Annotated in this window: 20 protein-coding genes, 2 tRNA genes and 2 pseudogenes; 23 read left to right on the forward strand and 1 reads right to left on the reverse strand. The window is 40.0% G+C overall.

Annotated elements, in window-relative coordinates:
* Position 1: 1 nt before the first annotated feature.
* Together EKM75_RS12955 and EKM75_RS12080 are read left to right on the forward strand one after the other, a co-directional pair.
* Complete coding sequence (locus EKM75_RS12955; RefSeq protein WP_225426718.1) at positions 2-217, forward strand: hypothetical protein; 216 nt, start codon at positions 2-4, stop codon at positions 215-217.
* Positions 218-1,150: 933 nt separating this feature from the next.
* Positions 1,151-2,593, forward strand: coding sequence for a hypothetical protein (locus EKM75_RS12080; RefSeq protein WP_125694862.1), 1,443 nt, complete (start codon positions 1,151-1,153; stop codon positions 2,591-2,593).
* A 530-nt stretch (positions 2,594-3,123) separates the two neighbouring features.
* Here the strand turns inward: EKM75_RS12080 and EKM75_RS12085 are convergent.
* Positions 3,124-3,840, reverse strand: coding sequence for an XRE family transcriptional regulator (locus tag EKM75_RS12085; protein ID WP_125694865.1), 717 nt, complete (start codon positions 3,838-3,840; stop codon positions 3,124-3,126).
* A gap of 150 nt (positions 3,841-3,990) precedes the next feature.
* Between EKM75_RS12085 and EKM75_RS12090 the strand changes: the two genes are divergently transcribed.
* The 21 genes and pseudogenes from EKM75_RS12090 to EKM75_RS12180 form a co-directional block, all read left to right on the forward strand.
* Positions 3,991-4,260, forward strand: coding sequence for a helix-turn-helix transcriptional regulator (locus tag EKM75_RS12090; protein WP_125694867.1), 270 nt, complete (start codon positions 3,991-3,993; stop codon positions 4,258-4,260).
* Positions 4,253-4,411 (forward strand): hypothetical protein, encoded by a 159-nt coding sequence (locus EKM75_RS12815; RefSeq protein ID WP_164508801.1) that lies wholly within the window; start codon positions 4,253-4,255, stop codon positions 4,409-4,411. Before EKM75_RS12090 ends, EKM75_RS12815 begins: the two co-directional genes overlap by 8 nt.
* A gap of 109 nt (positions 4,412-4,520) precedes the next feature.
* Positions 4,521-4,769, forward strand: coding sequence for a hypothetical protein (locus EKM75_RS12095; RefSeq protein ID WP_125694869.1), 249 nt, complete (start codon positions 4,521-4,523; stop codon positions 4,767-4,769).
* 2 nt (positions 4,770-4,771) lie between these two features.
* Positions 4,772-5,257, forward strand: coding sequence for a siphovirus Gp157 family protein (locus EKM75_RS12100; protein WP_125694871.1), 486 nt, complete (start codon positions 4,772-4,774; stop codon positions 5,255-5,257).
* Between the two features lie 9 nt (positions 5,258-5,266).
* Positions 5,267-5,962, forward strand: a complete 696-nt coding sequence (locus EKM75_RS12105; RefSeq protein WP_125694873.1) for an AAA family ATPase — start codon at positions 5,267-5,269, stop codon at positions 5,960-5,962.
* Positions 5,874-6,641: an AP2 domain-containing protein gene (locus tag EKM75_RS12110; protein ID WP_125694875.1), complete on the forward strand. Its 768-nt coding sequence runs from the start codon at positions 5,874-5,876 to the stop codon at positions 6,639-6,641. The genes EKM75_RS12105 and EKM75_RS12110 overlap by 89 nt, the downstream gene beginning before the upstream one ends.
* Entirely contained in the window at positions 6,631-7,983 is a 1,353-nt protein-coding gene (locus EKM75_RS12115; protein ID WP_125694878.1) for a DEAD/DEAH box helicase, read from the forward strand. The genes EKM75_RS12110 and EKM75_RS12115 overlap by 11 nt, the downstream gene beginning before the upstream one ends.
* Before the next feature lie 46 nt (positions 7,984-8,029).
* Positions 8,030-8,587: a DUF669 domain-containing protein gene (locus EKM75_RS12120; protein WP_125694880.1), complete on the forward strand. Its 558-nt coding sequence runs from the start codon at positions 8,030-8,032 to the stop codon at positions 8,585-8,587.
* Between the two features lie 11 nt (positions 8,588-8,598).
* A pseudogene (locus EKM75_RS12125) lies at positions 8,599-10,902 on the forward strand (phage/plasmid primase, P4 family).
* Positions 10,903-11,087: 185 nt separating this feature from the next.
* Entirely contained in the window at positions 11,088-11,504 is a 417-nt protein-coding gene (locus tag EKM75_RS12130) for a VRR-NUC domain-containing protein (RefSeq protein WP_318531125.1), read from the forward strand.
* Between the two features lie 5 nt (positions 11,505-11,509).
* Complete coding sequence (locus EKM75_RS12135) at positions 11,510-11,929, forward strand: hypothetical protein (protein WP_125694882.1); 420 nt, start codon at positions 11,510-11,512, stop codon at positions 11,927-11,929.
* Positions 11,930-12,084: 155 nt separating this feature from the next.
* Positions 12,085-12,279 (forward strand): hypothetical protein, encoded by a 195-nt coding sequence (locus EKM75_RS12140; RefSeq protein WP_125694884.1) that lies wholly within the window; start codon positions 12,085-12,087, stop codon positions 12,277-12,279.
* 8 nt (positions 12,280-12,287) lie between these two features.
* Positions 12,288-12,503: a hypothetical protein gene (locus tag EKM75_RS12145; protein WP_125694886.1), complete on the forward strand. Its 216-nt coding sequence runs from the start codon at positions 12,288-12,290 to the stop codon at positions 12,501-12,503.
* A 143-nt stretch (positions 12,504-12,646) separates the two neighbouring features.
* Positions 12,647-13,075 (forward strand): transcriptional regulator, encoded by a 429-nt coding sequence (locus tag EKM75_RS12150; RefSeq protein WP_125694888.1) that lies wholly within the window; start codon positions 12,647-12,649, stop codon positions 13,073-13,075.
* A 72-nt stretch (positions 13,076-13,147) separates the two neighbouring features.
* Positions 13,148-13,205, forward strand: a tRNA-OTHER gene (locus EKM75_RS12820).
* Positions 13,206-13,215: 10 nt separating this feature from the next.
* A tRNA-Ile gene (locus EKM75_RS12155) sits at positions 13,216-13,289 on the forward strand.
* A 284-nt stretch (positions 13,290-13,573) separates the two neighbouring features.
* The gene (locus tag EKM75_RS12160) at positions 13,574-14,191 is read left to right on the forward strand and encodes an HNH endonuclease (protein ID WP_125694890.1); all 618 of its coding nucleotides are present in this window, start codon (positions 13,574-13,576) and stop codon (positions 14,189-14,191) included.
* Between the two features lie 192 nt (positions 14,192-14,383).
* On the forward strand, positions 14,384-14,818 hold the full coding sequence (locus EKM75_RS12165) for a phage terminase small subunit P27 family (protein WP_125694891.1): 435 nt from the start codon (positions 14,384-14,386) through the stop codon (positions 14,816-14,818).
* Positions 14,769-15,434: a terminase large subunit domain-containing protein gene (locus tag EKM75_RS12170; RefSeq protein ID WP_225426719.1), complete on the forward strand. Its 666-nt coding sequence runs from the start codon at positions 14,769-14,771 to the stop codon at positions 15,432-15,434. Before EKM75_RS12165 ends, EKM75_RS12170 begins: the two co-directional genes overlap by 50 nt.
* A 240-nt stretch (positions 15,435-15,674) precedes the next feature.
* The gene (locus EKM75_RS12175) at positions 15,675-16,256 is read left to right on the forward strand and encodes a recombinase family protein (RefSeq protein ID WP_125694893.1); all 582 of its coding nucleotides are present in this window, start codon (positions 15,675-15,677) and stop codon (positions 16,254-16,256) included.
* Positions 16,257-16,404: 148 nt separating this feature from the next.
* Positions 16,405-16,557: pseudogene (locus tag EKM75_RS12180) on the forward strand (DNA adenine methylase); the annotation flags it as partial.
* Positions 16,558-16,632: the final 75 nt, after the last annotated feature.

A 16,632-nucleotide genomic window follows, 5' to 3' on the forward strand; every position in this document is an offset into this window, starting at 1 on the left:
AATCTATCGGAGTTCTGCAAGAATTACAAATCAGCAGAGAGATCAAGTAAAAAGAGTTTTGCATAAGCAAGGGTATCGGGGGAGAATTAGTAGTATTCGATATACTCGGGTAAATTATAAGTATTCCTTTAAAGTATCCGTTAAATATCAGGGAAATGTCGGTAAGTTTTTGGTTAATACAAAGAATGAGACAGTTGAATTCAAGGGAATGGCCTAGACATGATTTCAGTGAATTTCACAAAGCACCTTTCCCCAATTAAAGCCAATCTGCGACCTATACCACTTCTTTTTTGGATAAGTTCACAATCGAAAAATAACGGAATGTGGAAGTACCAGGGCGAATGGTGGTTACTTGGGATAAGGCTGATTATGTAAAGTAAAAATTGGTATATAAAAAAGAGGTCTCCAGTGTTATGCTGGAAGCCTCTTTTTTGTAAATGAATGGATGAAACTTTATTTGTTATCCTAAAAATGATAGTTCACTTTGAGAAAAATGTAAATAATCAAAAAAGCCACCAAAGAAGTTGTGTGCTGAGGGTAACTTTGAGTGGCTTTTCCAAAGACGAGGACGTTCCGAAGGATTGGAACTTTTACATCATAGCATTTATAAATTATTGTAGCAATTAAAAAATAAAATATGGATAGCCAGTCGTAGGCTATCCATATTTTATGCACGTTCAGACTATCTCATAGAAGAACAATTGAATATTAACATATTAAATCTAGTCTGGTCAATTTAAAAACTAGCCTTAGAAAGGCAAAAATTAGTTTGACTTTACTGGAATTATAAGCTATTATACTTAAAGTGATTTCTTTAAAGTTGGTTTTTATTCTTCCTTCTTTGAAGATTGGACGCTCCTTCAAGCAGGGCGTCCTTTTTTGTTACAAATATTTCATTGACATTGTTTTTTTACTACATATAGGTTATAATTGTTTTTGCATAGATGAATTCTTGATTTCTTCCCTTCCGCTGACCTGTTGAAGGGTTTTTTTTATGGACTTTTTTACAAATGTGAATTTTTTGTGAACTTTTTAAAATTTTCTTTTGGCATAGTCAGTAACGTATGTTATAATTGCCGTTAGCAAGAATGATTGTGGACATTTACATAATGTTTTTGCTAAAAAAGAAATTATTAGGAGGTTTTCATCTATGCGTTCATCATTCGCAAAGTCTATTTATGTTGGCGCTGCAGTGTTAGGTTTAGCTGGTCTTTCAGCTGTTACTACCACTACTGCAAGTGCTAAGAGCTATGCAACTGCAGGCTCATATACCGCCCTTACTAAGGGTCAAAATGTTTTGGTAAATGGTACTAATGCCATTTACTCAAAGCCAGGTACTGTTAAGGGTGCTAAGGTCGTTGCTTCTAAGAAGACAGTTGCTAAGTTAGCTGCTTCAAAGAAGTCCAACGACACTTTCTATGCATACGGCACTAAGACCACTAACCGTGGTTCCGTATACTACAAGATCGTTACTATGGACAAGAAGTACCGTGGTTACATCTACGGTGGTAAGACTGCTGGTACATTTGCCGGTGGTATCAAGACTACTGATACTATGACTAAGGCAGCTGTTCCTTCACAAACTACAGTTTACTTTGCAAATCCTGGTACTGCTAATGTTACTTGGACTGCTCCAAAGAACACTGATATTAACGCAAAGAAGAACGTTGTTAATACGACTCCATTTGCTGGTGATAAGTTAACGATTACTGATGCAGCTACTAAGACAAAAGAAGGTAGCTTATACTACTACGTTAAAGATGCTACTCATCCTTCAGTTAGTGGCTGGATTTATAGTGGCGCCGTTACTACTGATTCATCAGTTGCTTACAACCAAGCATCCGATGTTAAGGTTAACCTTGTAGCCACTGATGGTACTACTGTTAAGAGTACTGTTCTTCAAAACCTAAAGGCTAACAATGACACTAACTCCGCATCTACTGATACTGCAAAAGTTAAGGGTACTGCCGTTGGTGTTGATGCTTTAGATCAAGCTAAGAAGGCTGACTGGAACAATAGTGTATTGAAGGGTACTGGTTACACTGTTGGTGATCTTACCACAAACACAATTAACCAAGCCGCTTTGTTAAATGCTAAGAGTGGTGATACAGTTACTGTTTATGTAACTAAGGGTAAGGAAGTTGGTATGAAGATTCAATTACTTCAAACTACCAGCGACCCTACTCATAACACTGCTTTAGTTCCTTCAACTAATACTACTGCTGCTACTGCGGCTTTGAGTACTGCTGCTGATACTGTAGTTACTGTTCCATCATTAACTACCCCATTCGCAGGCGCTGATGGTGCTGCCTTCACTGCTCAGAATGTTATTGATTACTTGACTAAGGCTAATGCTGCAACCTTGTACACTGATAACTATGATAAGACTACTAAGGCTCAAGACAAGACATCAAGTGATGATGTCTTGGCTAAGTCAGGTACTTACACTGAATACAAGCTTGTAAGTTCTCGTGATGGTAATTATTCTAGTGACAGTTCTGCTGTAGGTATCTACACCGCTACTGTTAAGACTGGTATTTCTCCAGTTCACAACCAAAAGACTACGACTACTCCAGGTTCTTCATTCGAATAATTAAAGCTTGTTCGATTAGAAATGGTTTAGTTTAAAAAAAGGGTTACTTCAAATTTTTGAAGTAGCCCTTTTTGTATTAACAAATATTGTTTGAGTGTATTAAAATGGTTCTTTGTCAACGGGTGTTGATGGAGAGTTTATTAAGTACATATACTCCAATAATATCTCCAAAAAATCCTCCCAGTTTAATGCTGGAGGATTTTTTGGAGATATTAAATGTGACTATTTTAAAAGTGTTTTCCCTGCATATTAACAGGTTCAGACAATGTAGGCTTAACCTTTTTGCGTGGCATGTTTTCCTTGTGACGCTTATACAGCAAGTAGAAGCATGTACCGGCAATGATCAATAAGGCTGGCCATGACGTAACAATCTTCCAGACGTCTATTAGCATCATGATTCCTATGATCCACCATATCCACTGTGTGAAGAATTTGTAGCCTGCCCATATAACTATGAGTGTTAGCAGTAAAAGCATTGCGAGCGCCTCCTAATATAATTTAATCACCTCGGTCATTTATGGCCGAGTAGTTCACGAGAATACAACGCCTAATACTTTGATGCCAGTCTCTTTATCAACCTTTATATTAGGATACTGTGGGTTTAATGATACCAGCGTAGCCTCACCATCAACTACTGACAGCTTTTTCAGATAAGCACAGCCGTCCATAACTGCCGCGATGATCTGACCATCACGGTAATCGTCTTCCTTTTTGACGAAGACAACTTGCTTGTCCTGGTAGACAGGCTCCATTGAGTGGCCGTTGATCTGGAAGGCATAGTCATAATTTCTGGGGACAGGCTTATGCACGGTTACAGTGAATGGCTTAGTAGAATCATCAAGGAACTCACCCACACCAGCAGAGAGGACACCGCTGGCCGTAATTTCTAAGGTGTCATCGTCTTTAGGGAACTTGATGACGTTAGAATTAACATTTAGTGTCAAGCGACTCTTGGCAAAATCAAATACTTCTTGCTGCTTGCTATAAGGCAATCCTTGCATTAATTGAGCGGTTTGCTTAATTAGATTATTTTCAAACCTATCTCCGTCAGTTATCTGGCCAATGCTGACACCAAATAAATCTGACATTTTTTGAAGTGCTCCCATGCGGGGCGTCTTTAGGTTTGTTTCCCAATTTGAAACTGATTGTTTAGATACTCCTAATTTATCAGCTAGTTGAGATTGAGACCAGCCCATTTTAGACCGAAGAACTTTTATTTGACTTGAAATTTTGTTTTCTGGTTTCATAATTAATTACTTCCTATCTATAACGGTGACTAAAGTATAACATAATGTTATATAAAATCAACTTTTAGTTTTAAAAAGTTATACAAAGTTATTGACTATAACTTAAAGTTGACCCATACTTATATTTGTAATCAAGAAAGGAGGAACGACATGCAGGTCACTAAATTTAGAATATCTTTAAAAGCAGCAAGAATTAACGCCGGTCTTAGTCAGAGTCAAGTAGCTGAATGGTTTGGACACTATTTTGGAAAAAAAGTATCACGACAATGGGTATCATATTTAGAAGCTAATCCTGACGATATTGCACCTGGATACGGTAAAGCATTTGCGGAGTTGTATCAAGTGCCTATTGATATGATTAATTTTGCCCCTGAGTCAACTTTAAGTTATACATCTGAAAGGAATGATCCACATGAATGAAGTTTACCTGCTAGTTGGCTTTCCAGCCTTCTGGCTAACAGTAATTGTGTTGATTGCCTCAGCTGGTTATCAGCTACGTAAGTCAGTGGTACATGCTGGCGGATGGAAAGCATGGGCAATGGATTTCTTCGGATTGGAGGAAAGCAAATGAAATTATGGCACAAAAAAAGAGTCCCAGGGGACAACCCAGAACTCGAGGATAAATTACATTTATCCTATTTCTATAACTTCAATTCTACTCCAGACGGGCGGTGGTTGCAATGGTATTAGGCGGAACTACGGCAGAATATGACCGAAAATTTGCTACGCCTGTGATCACGCACATTAACCAGACTGACGAGGACCAGTCAGCACTAGAGCATAATTCTCGCGTTGAGGCGCTGGAAACATTTGCAGCAGATTTACGTAATTGTTTGGAACACACCACTGACAAAAAGTATAAGCAGTATTTGGCGGTTAAGATTGACCGCACTAATCAGCGACTAGAACAGTTACGAACGGAGGAATAAGCATGAATCTATATGAACTTGAGGGCAACTTATTGCATGTCGTTGAACTAGCCAATAGTGCCAAACCAGAAGATCAGCAGCTGTTTGCTGACACAATTGAGAGCTTGCAAGACAGCATCGCTGACAAAGCAATTGGCTACGGCAAAGTTATTAATCAGCTGGTAGCTGATAAAAAGCAACTTGCAGATAAAATTAAACACGATCAAGAGCGAATGCGTGCGTTGTCCAACAATATTAGTCGGCTGAAATTGGCATTACAACACGGAATGGAAACAGCAGGCAAGGACAAAATCAAAGATATTGACCTGTCTATTTGGATTCAAAATAACCCCGTTAGCGTTGCTGTGACGGACGATAAACTTATTCCTGGTGAATTTACTGAGGTAGAAAAGAAACTGAATAAAACGGCCATTAAACAGGCACTCAATGATGGTGAAGATGTTCCTGGTGCCAAGCTGGTACAGACGCGGTCAATTCGAATTAAGTAGGAGGAACAAATGAAAACAATTACTGCCAAAGAGCTGAATAGAACTTCAAACTGGCGAATCATTTTATATGCCAAGCCAGGGACAGGCAAGACAAGTTCAGCTAAGTTTTTAAAAGGAAAGACACGTATTTTAGACCTTGATAATTCAGCTAAGGTTCTTGATGGATTAAGCAACATCACAATTGATCAGTTAGATAGAAGCCGACCAGAAGAAGATATGCTGGAGTTTTTAAAATCGGCTAAACAACGAATCAATGGATTTGACAATTTAATCATTGATAACATCTCAAGTTTTGAGAAAGACTGGTTCGTAGAAAAAGGTCGCGGTAGCCACAACGGAATTTCTAACGAGTTACAAGATTATTCACAGTGGACAAACTATTTTTCGCGAATCATGACAGAAATTTACACCCTGCCTGTCAATGTGTTAATCACTGCTTGGGAAACCAGCCGACAAATCACATCAGCAAATGGTCAACAATTCAATCAGTACGCGCCTGAGATTCGTACAAGCGTTATGGACGGTCTGCTAGGTCTGTGCGACGTTGTTGGACGCTTAACAGTCAACCCTAAGACGGGTAATCGTGGTGTGATCCTACAAGGTGACGATTCGATATATGCCAAAAACAGATTGGATAATCGCCAAGCTTGCCCAATCAATGAATTATTTAGTTTTGGTGGTGACAATGATGACAAAATTAATTGATATTACGGGTAAGAAATTCGGAAGGCTGACAGCAGTTTGCATTGATAATTCTCAACGTCCTAAAGGATCTACCCGTGCTTATTGGAGATTTAAATGTGACTGCGGAAATGTCACTTATGCTTCAGGAATCGATGTTCGAAAGGGGAAAATACAATCTTGTGGCTGTCTACACGATGAACTCGTTAGTAAAAGGTTTAGAAAACACGGTCATTCAAATACGAAACTTTATTTTGTTTGGGAGTCTATGAAGCAAAGATGTTTCAACCCGAATAATAAAAGCTTTTCCGATTATGGCGGTCGAGGTGTATCTATCTGTAATCAATGGAAAAATAGTTTTTATGCTTTTGAAAGATGGTCTATTCAAAATGGATATGAAGGCGGAAAATCCATTGATCGAATTGATGTAGATGGTAATTATTGCCCATCTAATTGCCGTTGGACTGATTGGAAAACCCAGGCCAACAATAGGCGTAAACGAAATTCTCCAGTGACTAATAGATTACGGGCAGACAATATCAGCGGTGTACGTGGTGTTTCTTTTGATAAAAGCAAAAATAAATGGGTCGCTAAAATGATGTATCGAAACCGAATCATATTGGATAGGTCATTTACAAGCTATGAGGAAGCAGTGAAAGAACGTCACCTTGCAGAAATCCGGTGTCAAAAAAATGCCATTTAAATTGTTTGATTATCAACAACGAATTGTGGATGAAACTCGCCAAAAAATTGGCCAAGGCAATAATGGAGTACTAATTGTTTCCCCACCAGGTAGTGGGAAATCAGTTATTATAGCTGAAATTGCGAGATTAACAGTTTCAAAGGGTGGCAGAATTTTGTTCTTCGTTCACCGTCAAGAATTAGTTAACCAGATCGTAAAATCATTTCAAAAGCAAGATGTTGATTTGATGAATTGCACAATCATGACAGTGGGCAAAGTTGCTAATCGATTAGATTGCTTGCCTAAACCAAGCTTAATTATTTGCGATGAATCGCAACATAGTCGGGCGAAAACATATTTAAAAATTTTTAAATACTATTCGGATGTTCCTAGGCTTGGATTCTCAGGCAGTCCGTGGCGAATGAACGGAGCAGGGTTTGACGATATTTATTCTGCTATGGTCAAAGGCCCCACGGTTAAGTGGTTAATTGAACACAAAAAACTAAGCCCATATAAATACTACAGTGTGACATTGTTTAATGACGAAAAGCTAAAGAAATCAAGCACTGGCGATTATACCAATCAATCTATTAATGATTCAGCAAAGCCCACTCTGTATGGCGATATTGTTAAAACTTGGATGGATAAAGCATTTGGACAGCGAACCATTGTTTATGCTCATGACACTCAACATAGCAAACAAATTGCGGATGAATTTAGAAAAGCTGGTATCAGTGCAAAACATTGTGATTCTAAAACTCCTAGTGACGAAAGAAAACGTATTATGAGGGATTTTAGAAAGGGAAAGATCACTGTTCTATGTAACTTTGGATTGGTTGATGAAGGATATGACGTCAAAGAGTGTACGTGTTGTGTAATCGCACGGCCAACTGAAAGTTTGGTATTTGATATTCAAGCAACAATGCGTTGTATGCGATATTTGCCAAATAAAATGGCCACTATCATTGATCATGCGGCTAACTATTCGCGTTTTGGGTTGCCAGATACACCTCGGAAGTGGAGTTTAACTGGTCGGCCTAAAAAGAAAGGCAACAACACATCTGCTTTGCCGATAAGAACGTGTCCACACTGCTGGGCAGTAATCCCGGCACAATGTAAAGTCTGCCCACAATGTGGCGAAGAAATACCAATCGACAATGAGGGTATGGATACGCAAGACAATGTGGAACTTGAAAAAGTTGGCGAATTTAAAATGACGACTGACTACCAAAATAATCAGTATGGCAAGATGCAACCAGACGATGCCGATAATGTGGAGGATTTATACAAAATAGCCAAAGCTCGCGGTTATAAGCCAGGCTGGGCTTACATGAATGCTAAAAGAATGGGAATGCTGGGTTAAGTGTATACATGAATTTAATCAAGTTAAATAAAGGAGAAAATAACTAATGTCATTAATTACAACGAACTACGCAAACAACGAACATCAGGACTATTCCGTATTACCAACAGGTGTTTACGAAATGATTATCAAATCGGCACAGGAAAAGGCAACTCCCAATGGTGCTGAATCTCTACAAATTGATTTGGTCGTACGTAATGATCTTGACGCAGTCCCAGCGCTTGCTAAAACAAATGCTAAGTATCACAACCGACACGTATTTATGGATAACTGGAAGCGTAAAGCTACTCACCAGTATGACTTAGACAGCTTCCAATACATTCTTGAGGCTGTTCAGATTCCCGAAGGAACTCCAATTAACAGCATTCAGGATTTAGTCAATGCTTTGGCTAATAAATCAGCCAAGGTATATGTGAAGAAGGCTAAAGATAACTACCAAGGCGAAGAGCGAGAAGTGAACCAAGTAGCACCATGGAACTTTAACAAGAGCGATTACCCACAGGTACAACATACATGGAAGGAACAATCCAACAGGGAGAATCCATTTGCTAACAATCAGTCCACGCCAGCACCTCAGATTAATGAAGCTGATTTACCATTTTAGGAGGATAAATCGTGAATTATGAAAATATACCCAATGAGTTACGGTCCCTGAAACAATGGGGCTTGTTCCAAAAGATATGGCAGCCAGAGCGCAACAAATACACCAAAATACCTCATAACGCGCTCAATGGCGGTGCTGGAAAAAGCAATGACCCAAGTACATGGGTAGACTTTAAAACAGCCTTAGAAGCGCTTAAAACGTATCAAATGGATGGCTTAGCTTTCTTCTTTGCTAACGGTTACGTTGGCCTTGATATTGATCATATTGGCGATGAATTAGACAAGTTCCGGTCTGGTGACTATCAGGAAAACACGGTTTCCCAGGCTATCACTATGACAAAGTCATATATGGAAGTCAGCATTTCAGGTTCGGGTATTCATGCGATTTTTAAAGGTAAAATTCCTGGCACTCGCAGGCGTAAAGGCAATGTATAAATGTACGATTCTGGTCGTTTCTTTGCACTAACTGGCAACACCATTGGTCAGTATCAAAGGGAAGTAAACGTCGTTACCACAGATGTTATGAAGCTGATGTATCACAAGTATTTTGGTGAAGATAATGTGGTTACGATTAATAATCACAATCCAATAAAGCCCAATGATTTAGACGTTGATGAAGTCATTAAACGTGCAGAAATGTCTCGTACCGGTGACCGATTCAAGGTATTTATGAACGGTGGATGGGAAGGGTTTTATCCTTCACAATCTGAAGCAGATTTAGCATTTGCCAATGACTTGGCCTTCTGGACTGGTCGCGATTTTAACAAGATGGATCAAATATTCAGAACTTCAAATTTGTTTAGACCAAAGTATGATGAAAAACACGGTAAAACAACTTATGGTGTGGCCTTGCTAAATAAGGCTATCAATGAAGCTCATGAGACGTTTGATCCAAGACGTATGCCATTACGCAAATATCAATTTAACTTTGCTAAGGATGAAGATAAGCAAGCAGAAACGCCCCCAAGAAGTTGGGATGATACAGGTAATGCAGACCGGTTTATGGATACGTTTGGAAAACTTGTCAAATACTCATACATTGATAAATGCTGGTATTGCTACAACGGTGGTTATTGGGAGACAGATAACGAAGGTAAAGTAGCACAATACATTGATATGACAGTTGATAACATGCGCAACGAAAAGCTTCATGTGTCTGCTGATGTAGACCCTGAAAAAGCCAAAGAAGCCTGGGATAAGTTTTTAAAGAAAACAAGAAGCAACAGTTCAAAAAAAGCTATTCTAAGTGAAATCCAACATCGAGTGCCAGTTTTGCATGGCGAATTTGATCAAGATAAAACGCTGCTGAATACGTCAAATGGCTATGTTGATCTGTCATCAGGAATCTTGCACGAGCACGACATTAAAAAAATGTTTAGCCAGCAGGCTGACGTTGATTATACCGACAACATCGACTGCCCGGAGTGGAGTGAGTTCTTAGATCAGATTTTCGATAATGACCAAGAACTAATTCATTACATTCAAAAGGCTGTTGGATATTCTGCCACTGGTAGTATCAAAGAACAAGTTATGTTTATTCTTTATGGAAATGGCCGCAACGGTAAATCTATTTTTATAGATACCATCTCGGATATTTTGGGAACTTATGCTAAGTCAATGCAGGCTGATTCTATCATGGTTCGTCAAAGCAGTTCCGGTGCCAATTCAGATATTGCTCGTTTAGAGAGTGCACGCTTGGTGACTTCGAGTGAACCTAATGAGGGCGTTCGATTAGATGAAGGTCTAGTTAAACAGCTAACGGGTGGAGACAAAGTCACAGCAAGGTATTTGTATGGTAAGGAATTCGAATTTAAACCACAGTTTAAGCTGTGGCTAGCAACTAACCACAAGCCGATTATACGAGGCACAGATGATGGTATCTGGCGGCGATTAATGCTGATCCCGTTCAAGGTTCAAATTCCGATAGATAAAGTTGACAAGGACTTAAAGTATAAGCTTCAACGCGAGTCAATTGGAATTTTAAACTGGATCGTAGAAGGCGCCTTAATGTGGCAAAGAGAGGGATTGAACCCACCAACTAGTGTGACTAATGCTAGTCGACAATATCGTGAAGAAATGGATGTTATCAGTTTGTTTGTGGATGATTGCTGCGAAACAGGTGACATTTATAGAGCTCCAGCTGGCGAGATATTTAAGAAGTATCAAGCATGGGCTAATGAAAATTCAGAATACTCAATGAGCAAACAGAAATTTGGTCGGGAAATGCGACAGAAGTTTGAATATAAGCAAAGCAATGGTCGATTTTATTTAGGATTAAAAATTAGAGATGATCCTAGATTGAATTGGGTAAAATAATCTTTTTGGACGGATGGACGGATAAGTGGACAGATAACGGACGGATGATTTATAAGCCAAAACCCTTGTGGCTCTAAGTATTATTACTCCTTTTATTACTATGGACGGATAAATATATAAAAGTATTATATAAAAAGTAAAAAATATATATAAGAGAAAGAGTTTATTTTGATTTATCCGTCCACATGGCAAAAAATAGTCTTTGTTCTTACAGCCACAATGGATACAGCGACTTAATCATCCGTCCATTTATCCGTCCATCTTTAATAATTATTGGAGGTGTGACCATTAAATCAGAACATGAGATTCAAAATGAAATTTTACTAGAACTATCAAAAAGTGGCACAACCGTATGTCGAAGTAATGCTGGAAAAATTAAAACTAAAGATGGTCGAACAATTGCCCTATTTCCTAAAGGCTGGCCTGATATTACTGGATTCCGTCATTCGGATGGAAAGATGATATTAATTGAGTGTAAAAACGATCGTGGACGGTTGCGTAAAGACCAGCAACAGTTTGAAAAGTTTATTAGCCAATACCCAGTTATATATGGTGTTGCACGATCAGTTGATGATGCGTTAGCAATTGTTGATAAGGAGTAGAGATTATGTCATCAAACAAGAAAATGGCGGCTGAAATTAGAGCGGCTTACGCCAATTATGGCGACGATCCAGATAAGTGGCCGGAAAATGTTAAAAAGGAGGTCCGCGGTCAAACTGAAGAACAGTACACAGCTGAAAATAAGATTCTACGTCACCTGATTCTCCACGGATACACCAACAAATATATTTCACAAGAACGGTCCAAGACACCGGATTATATACGGCAATTGCGTGGAAGAATGCTAAGACGTGAAGAATTAAATTATCAAGCCACACCAGATGAATTAACACAGCTAAAATACAACGTTAAACATATGAATCGGCCTAACAACCAAGGAGTAGCTAGTGTTATGGGTCGCGACAAGGATTGGGTGCGCTGCATGCGAGAGAAGCTACGGGAGGTAGAAAATGAAGCACGGCGATAAGGTGTATTACCACCGGCGCCATCACGTAAAGCAATCAGCCACATGGCTATGCTGGATTGTTCGTGGCAATAGCCGATCGGCAATGATGAAAGTTAAAGGCAGCCATAGGCATATTGAAGTGGCACCGAGTGATGTTGAGATTGGGAGGACGAATGATGACACACGAACAGATCGAGTATCGAAAATACGTGATGCAAGGCATGGCAAGCTATGGCGGCGATGTGGCACAGGCGTTAGTGTGGTGCGGCAATCACTTTACCATGCTGAGCGATAGCCAACGCAACGCGATTAATAAGTTGTCAGCTAAGGAACGCAACCAGGTTATTCATGAGCTGACGATGTTTATGTAGGAGGACGTATGGATAAAACACGCGACGGAATGAACGGTAACCAACGTATGTTGCTTAGCTATCTGGAGGCGCTGGTGCCGAAAGACGATGTATTGATGGGGATAGCCGAGTTTCAATCCAGATTAAGCGAGCACAGCGTGCCTAAGGAAGTTTACATTGCTTTGGGTATGCTGAGTAATGTGGAGATTACTAACGTGCTACACGAGCTTACACGGCCATTTTAGACAGCAAAAAAGGGCCACTTACCGGCAGCCCTTACCCCAAATTGGCTATTTAAATTAACTCTTACTCCGCGGCCAACGAACGAAATATTATGCCATTAACATTAAAGCAAACTTAAAATAAGCTTAAGATGGAGGAATGATGGGTGAAACGATCGACGATTAGAACGGTAGAGGATCTATTAAGAGACTATCCAGAAATTGATAAATATATCGAGGATCGAGAAAAAGAACTACGATATCCGATGACTCAGGACGACGAAAACATTGGAGGAGGACGTTCCCAGTCGTTGCGTAACGAACGAGCATTAACAATGCTAATCACAATTGATGAGGACCGACGTCTTAACACTTTAAAAAGGCAACGTGAAGTGATTGATGATTGCTTAGATGGTGTCGGTGAAGATACACAGGTGATAATTGGTGAACTGTACTTTCGCAAGCGACCACAATACACGGTTGATGGCTTAGTGGTAAATCATTTGGTCCATTGTAGTCGGCGAAGCGCATATCGACTAAAAAAAGAATTTATATCGAAGTGTGCGAAAAGGTTCGGACTTTATGATTTAGATTAATTTGGCACTATTATGGCACTTTTGACCCCTAATTTGGGTGTAAATTGGTACCATAAGCGATTGATGAAATGGGCGTGCATAGCTCAACGGCAGAGCAAAGAAGATACGGGTTCGACTCCCGTTGCACGTATTGTGATTAAGGACCTTTAACTCAGTTGGTTAGAGTAGACGGCTCATAACCGTTCGGTCGTAGGTTCGAGTCCTACATGGTCCATTGGTCAGCAACCACGGTATGGCGCAATACCAAAATGCGAGTTCTATACGCTAAGCTAAAAGCGTAAGTCGACGGTGGTTGAAACGTGGCTAAAAATAGAAAAAGTCCACGTCAGGAGGTTCATTACCGCGTGTGGTTCGATTCCACACCAATCACATACACGGTCGTCTCTAACGAGGCGGCCTTTTAATTTGGAGGAATGGTAATGAGAAACTATCAGCGGGACAACTTAATATTCGGCCTGCTGATGGTGCTACTCATTATCGTGTTGGGAGTGTGGCTGCATGCGACACACTGAGTATGGCTACGTTAGCCCAGTAGAAGATTATTGCTATCATGACTTAGAGCGCTGGCTGGCTGATAAGAAGAAGCGGGGGAATGGATATCCCATGATGATGAAGCATTGCAATTGGGGTGGCTGCAACAAGGTAGTTCCAAAGGACCAATCGTTCTGTGATAAACATGAAGCAATGAACGAGCAACGTAAGGCTGATTACAAAGCTAGTTTAAACCATCGGGGCCAAACAAGTATTGGCAGGCAAGTACGCAAAGACCATCAGGCTTATTACAATCGCGTTAGACGCGATAAAGAAGCCAATACGTTCTATCATACCAAACAATGGCGGAACGTCAGAGATTACGTCTATGCGCGTGATATGGCAACATGCCAAGTTTGCGGCAATGCGGTAACCAACCGTAAGATTGTTGACCACATTCATCCGTTAAAAATTAGCGGTGAAGAACGGCTTAGTCAAGACAACTTGTGGACGCTGTGCTATCGCTGCCACAATATCAAAACTAACCTTGAAATGAACATTGCTGCCAAAGATAACGGGAATGCGATTTTAAAACACGCAAAACGAGAATGGTGGCAGAAAATTATTAGTGAGCGGTTCAAATAGCCCCCCCCACCGCCGTTTAGGAAAGGAGCGATCACAACATAGTGGCTTCCTTTTTACGCGAGCAATTTTGAAAACTTTTTTTGAGGTGCCCTAATAGATCGTTAATTAGCAGTGTTAAGGCATTTTACATACATAAAATCACTAAAAACTGGTAGCTATGTGCACCCTAACTAAGATATGGAGGTGATTTAGTTGAAAATTAAAGATTTGCCTGATTCGCCGCCAAAATATATGGAAGGGATTGCCCGATATATGTGGCGTAGGATAGTGCCAATGCTAAAGGATAACTCGTTTGCTAACGAGATGGATAAAACGCTAGTTGAGGCGTTATGTGATAACTATTTTGTATTGCGAAGTAGTGCCAAGAGCATTAGCGAACATGGTGCCCAGTTCGAAGTGTTTGACTATTCCACCGATAGAAAAGGCAAAGTAATTCATAAAGAATTGAAGGCTATCAAGAAAAATCCCGCAGTTGACAGCCTAGATAAGGCAACAAAGAATATTCGGGCGATAAGTTCAGAGCTTGGGTTGACCCCACAGAGTCGTGCTGAGCTATTAAAGCTTGGTGACCCTGATGATGATGACGAAGATAGCCCGTTTGGAGGTGATGATGACGGCGAGTTCTAAAGTGCAGCAGTTTGATTTTAGCCAACGGGGAGTGGAGGTTGATTCTGTATTTCGGAAATTAGATAATGAAGGCTATTTTGACGAAATCTGGAAGGCTTACCGTGACCCAGCTACTGCCTATGCTTATCTGGTACTTAGTGGTAAACAAATGGCAGGGCGAAAAATGAAATTGGCCCTATTTCGTCATCTGAATGACTTGAAACGGAGCTTCTATGACGATGCTTTCAACTATGAATATGACTTGAAACAATGTCATCACATTCTTGACTATGCTAAGGTTTGCCCGGATGTAGAATCTGGTAATCCCATGCCGTTAATGGTTTGGCAGCAAGCTATTTTGTGTTTGCTGCAAGGATGGCGGAACGAGAGTGGCGAGAAGCGCTTTACCTACGCACTAATTTCGGTGGCGCGGACCAACGGGAAGACGTATCTAATGAATATTCTGCTAACTTATGGCTATTTAATCGAAGCCGGCAGTCGCAAGAATCTGGACTTTGCTTATTCTGGGACGACCGAACAAATTAGTAAGAAGGGGTTTCGCTATTTAGGCAGTACCATTGATTACCTTGCTGAAAGCCAACCGTATTTTAGAAAGCGAATTAAAGCAAAGTTTTAGAAGGATGTTAAATCAATAAGGTTAAACCCACAAGAACAGCGAGCTAAGGAAACTATTAGGTTTTAGAAGGATGTTAAATCAATAAGGTTAAACCCCAAGTTTAACCATGAAAGTATTTCTGATGAGTTTTAGAAGGATGTTAAATGGCCACTAGGGTATACCCTAGTGGCCTTTTTTGATTCTGTGCTATACTAGGAATTACAAATGTTCATTAGAACTGTCCAAAAGGAAGTGCTGACAATGGCTAAAATTGGTTATGCTCGTGTGAGTTCCAAAGAGCAACATTTAGATCGACAGCTAGCGGCCTTAAAAGGCGTTGATAAATTATTTACGGATAAATTAAGTGGAGCTAACACTAATCGGCCAGAACTGCAAAAAATGCTCGCCTATGTTCGCGAGGGTGATATTGTCCTGGTCACTGAATTAGATCGCTTAGGCCGAAACAACCAGGACTTAAATAAGATCATGAACACCATTCAAAATAAGGGGGCCACCCTAGATGTGTTAAACTTGCCGTCCATGACAGGGATTGCGGATCCTAATTTACGCCAGGTCATGACGAATCTCATTATTGAACTGTATAAATATCAAGCTGAAAGCGAACGTAAGCGGATCATTGAACGGCAGCAACAAGGGATTGCCCTCGCTAAACAGCAGGGTAAATATCATGGTCGGAAACCTCAATATGCCGAAGATGATCCCCGTTTACTACATGCTTTTAAACTTTACCAGACGGGCATGAGTGATGTAGATGTTGCCCGTAATACCGGGATTAAACGGACAACCTTTATCAGATACCGAAAGAAATTCGATGTGCATTGAACCGGTTTACATGAGATAATCAGAATAGATTAGAAGCCCTGAAACAGGCGTAAAATAACAAATGCTTAAAAATGATGCTACTGGAAGTTGGTCGCATCTTTAATTAGTATTTAAATTAAAAATTAGAATCTAAAGGAGAACTTATATAATGACAATACACAAGAATCCTTTAGTTAAGCCCTTTGTCAAATGGGCTGGGGGAAAGCGACAATTATTACCAGAGATAAAACGTTATTTGCCGTCAAAAATTAAAAATTATTACGAACCATTCGTGGGAGGGGGCGCTGTTTTTTTGGATATGGTAGATTGTAAAATTTAAGTTGAACATATTAGTGGACAGAAAAACCCATAAAGGTCTTTAATGGTGTCACCACAA

Origin of the sequence: Levilactobacillus tongjiangensis, assembly GCF_003946345.1 — a bacterium.
Classification (GTDB): Bacteria; Bacillota; Bacilli; order Lactobacillales; family Lactobacillaceae; genus Levilactobacillus; species Levilactobacillus tongjiangensis.

Bases quoted from the DNA above. Each gene is read 5' to 3' on its own strand.
- EKM75_RS12160 (WP_125694890.1), top strand. From the start codon at position 13,574: ATGCGACACACTGAGTATGGCTACGTTAGCCCAGTAGAAGATTATTGC.
- EKM75_RS12145 (WP_125694886.1), top strand. From the start codon at position 12,288: ATGGATAAAACACGCGACGGAATGAACGGTAACCAACGTATGTTGCTT.
- EKM75_RS12100 (WP_125694871.1), top strand. From the start codon at position 4,772: ATGAATCTATATGAACTTGAGGGCAACTTATTGCATGTCGTTGAACTA.
- EKM75_RS12090 (WP_125694867.1), top strand. From the start codon at position 3,991: ATGCAGGTCACTAAATTTAGAATATCTTTAAAAGCAGCAAGAATTAAC.
- EKM75_RS12110 (WP_125694875.1), top strand. From the start codon at position 5,874: ATGCCAAAAACAGATTGGATAATCGCCAAGCTTGCCCAATCAATGAAT.
- EKM75_RS12115 (WP_125694878.1), top strand. From the start codon at position 6,631: ATGCCATTTAAATTGTTTGATTATCAACAACGAATTGTGGATGAAACT.
- EKM75_RS12080 (WP_125694862.1), top strand. From the start codon at position 1,151: ATGCGTTCATCATTCGCAAAGTCTATTTATGTTGGCGCTGCAGTGTTA.
- EKM75_RS12175 (WP_125694893.1), top strand. From the start codon at position 15,675: ATGGCTAAAATTGGTTATGCTCGTGTGAGTTCCAAAGAGCAACATTTA.
- EKM75_RS12095 (WP_125694869.1), top strand. From the start codon at position 4,521: ATGGTATTAGGCGGAACTACGGCAGAATATGACCGAAAATTTGCTACG.
- EKM75_RS12170 (WP_225426719.1), top strand. From the start codon at position 14,769: ATGATGACGAAGATAGCCCGTTTGGAGGTGATGATGACGGCGAGTTCT.
- EKM75_RS12130 (WP_318531125.1), top strand. From the start codon at position 11,088: ATGGCAAAAAATAGTCTTTGTTCTTACAGCCACAATGGATACAGCGAC.
- EKM75_RS12140 (WP_125694884.1), top strand. From the start codon at position 12,085: ATGACACACGAACAGATCGAGTATCGAAAATACGTGATGCAAGGCATG.
- EKM75_RS12135 (WP_125694882.1), top strand. From the start codon at position 11,510: ATGTCATCAAACAAGAAAATGGCGGCTGAAATTAGAGCGGCTTACGCC.
- EKM75_RS12085 (WP_125694865.1), bottom strand. From the start codon at position 3,840: ATGAAACCAGAAAACAAAATTTCAAGTCAAATAAAAGTTCTTCGGTCT.
- EKM75_RS12105 (WP_125694873.1), top strand. From the start codon at position 5,267: ATGAAAACAATTACTGCCAAAGAGCTGAATAGAACTTCAAACTGGCGA.
- EKM75_RS12815 (WP_164508801.1), top strand. From the start codon at position 4,253: ATGAATGAAGTTTACCTGCTAGTTGGCTTTCCAGCCTTCTGGCTAACA.
- EKM75_RS12120 (WP_125694880.1), top strand. From the start codon at position 8,030: ATGTCATTAATTACAACGAACTACGCAAACAACGAACATCAGGACTAT.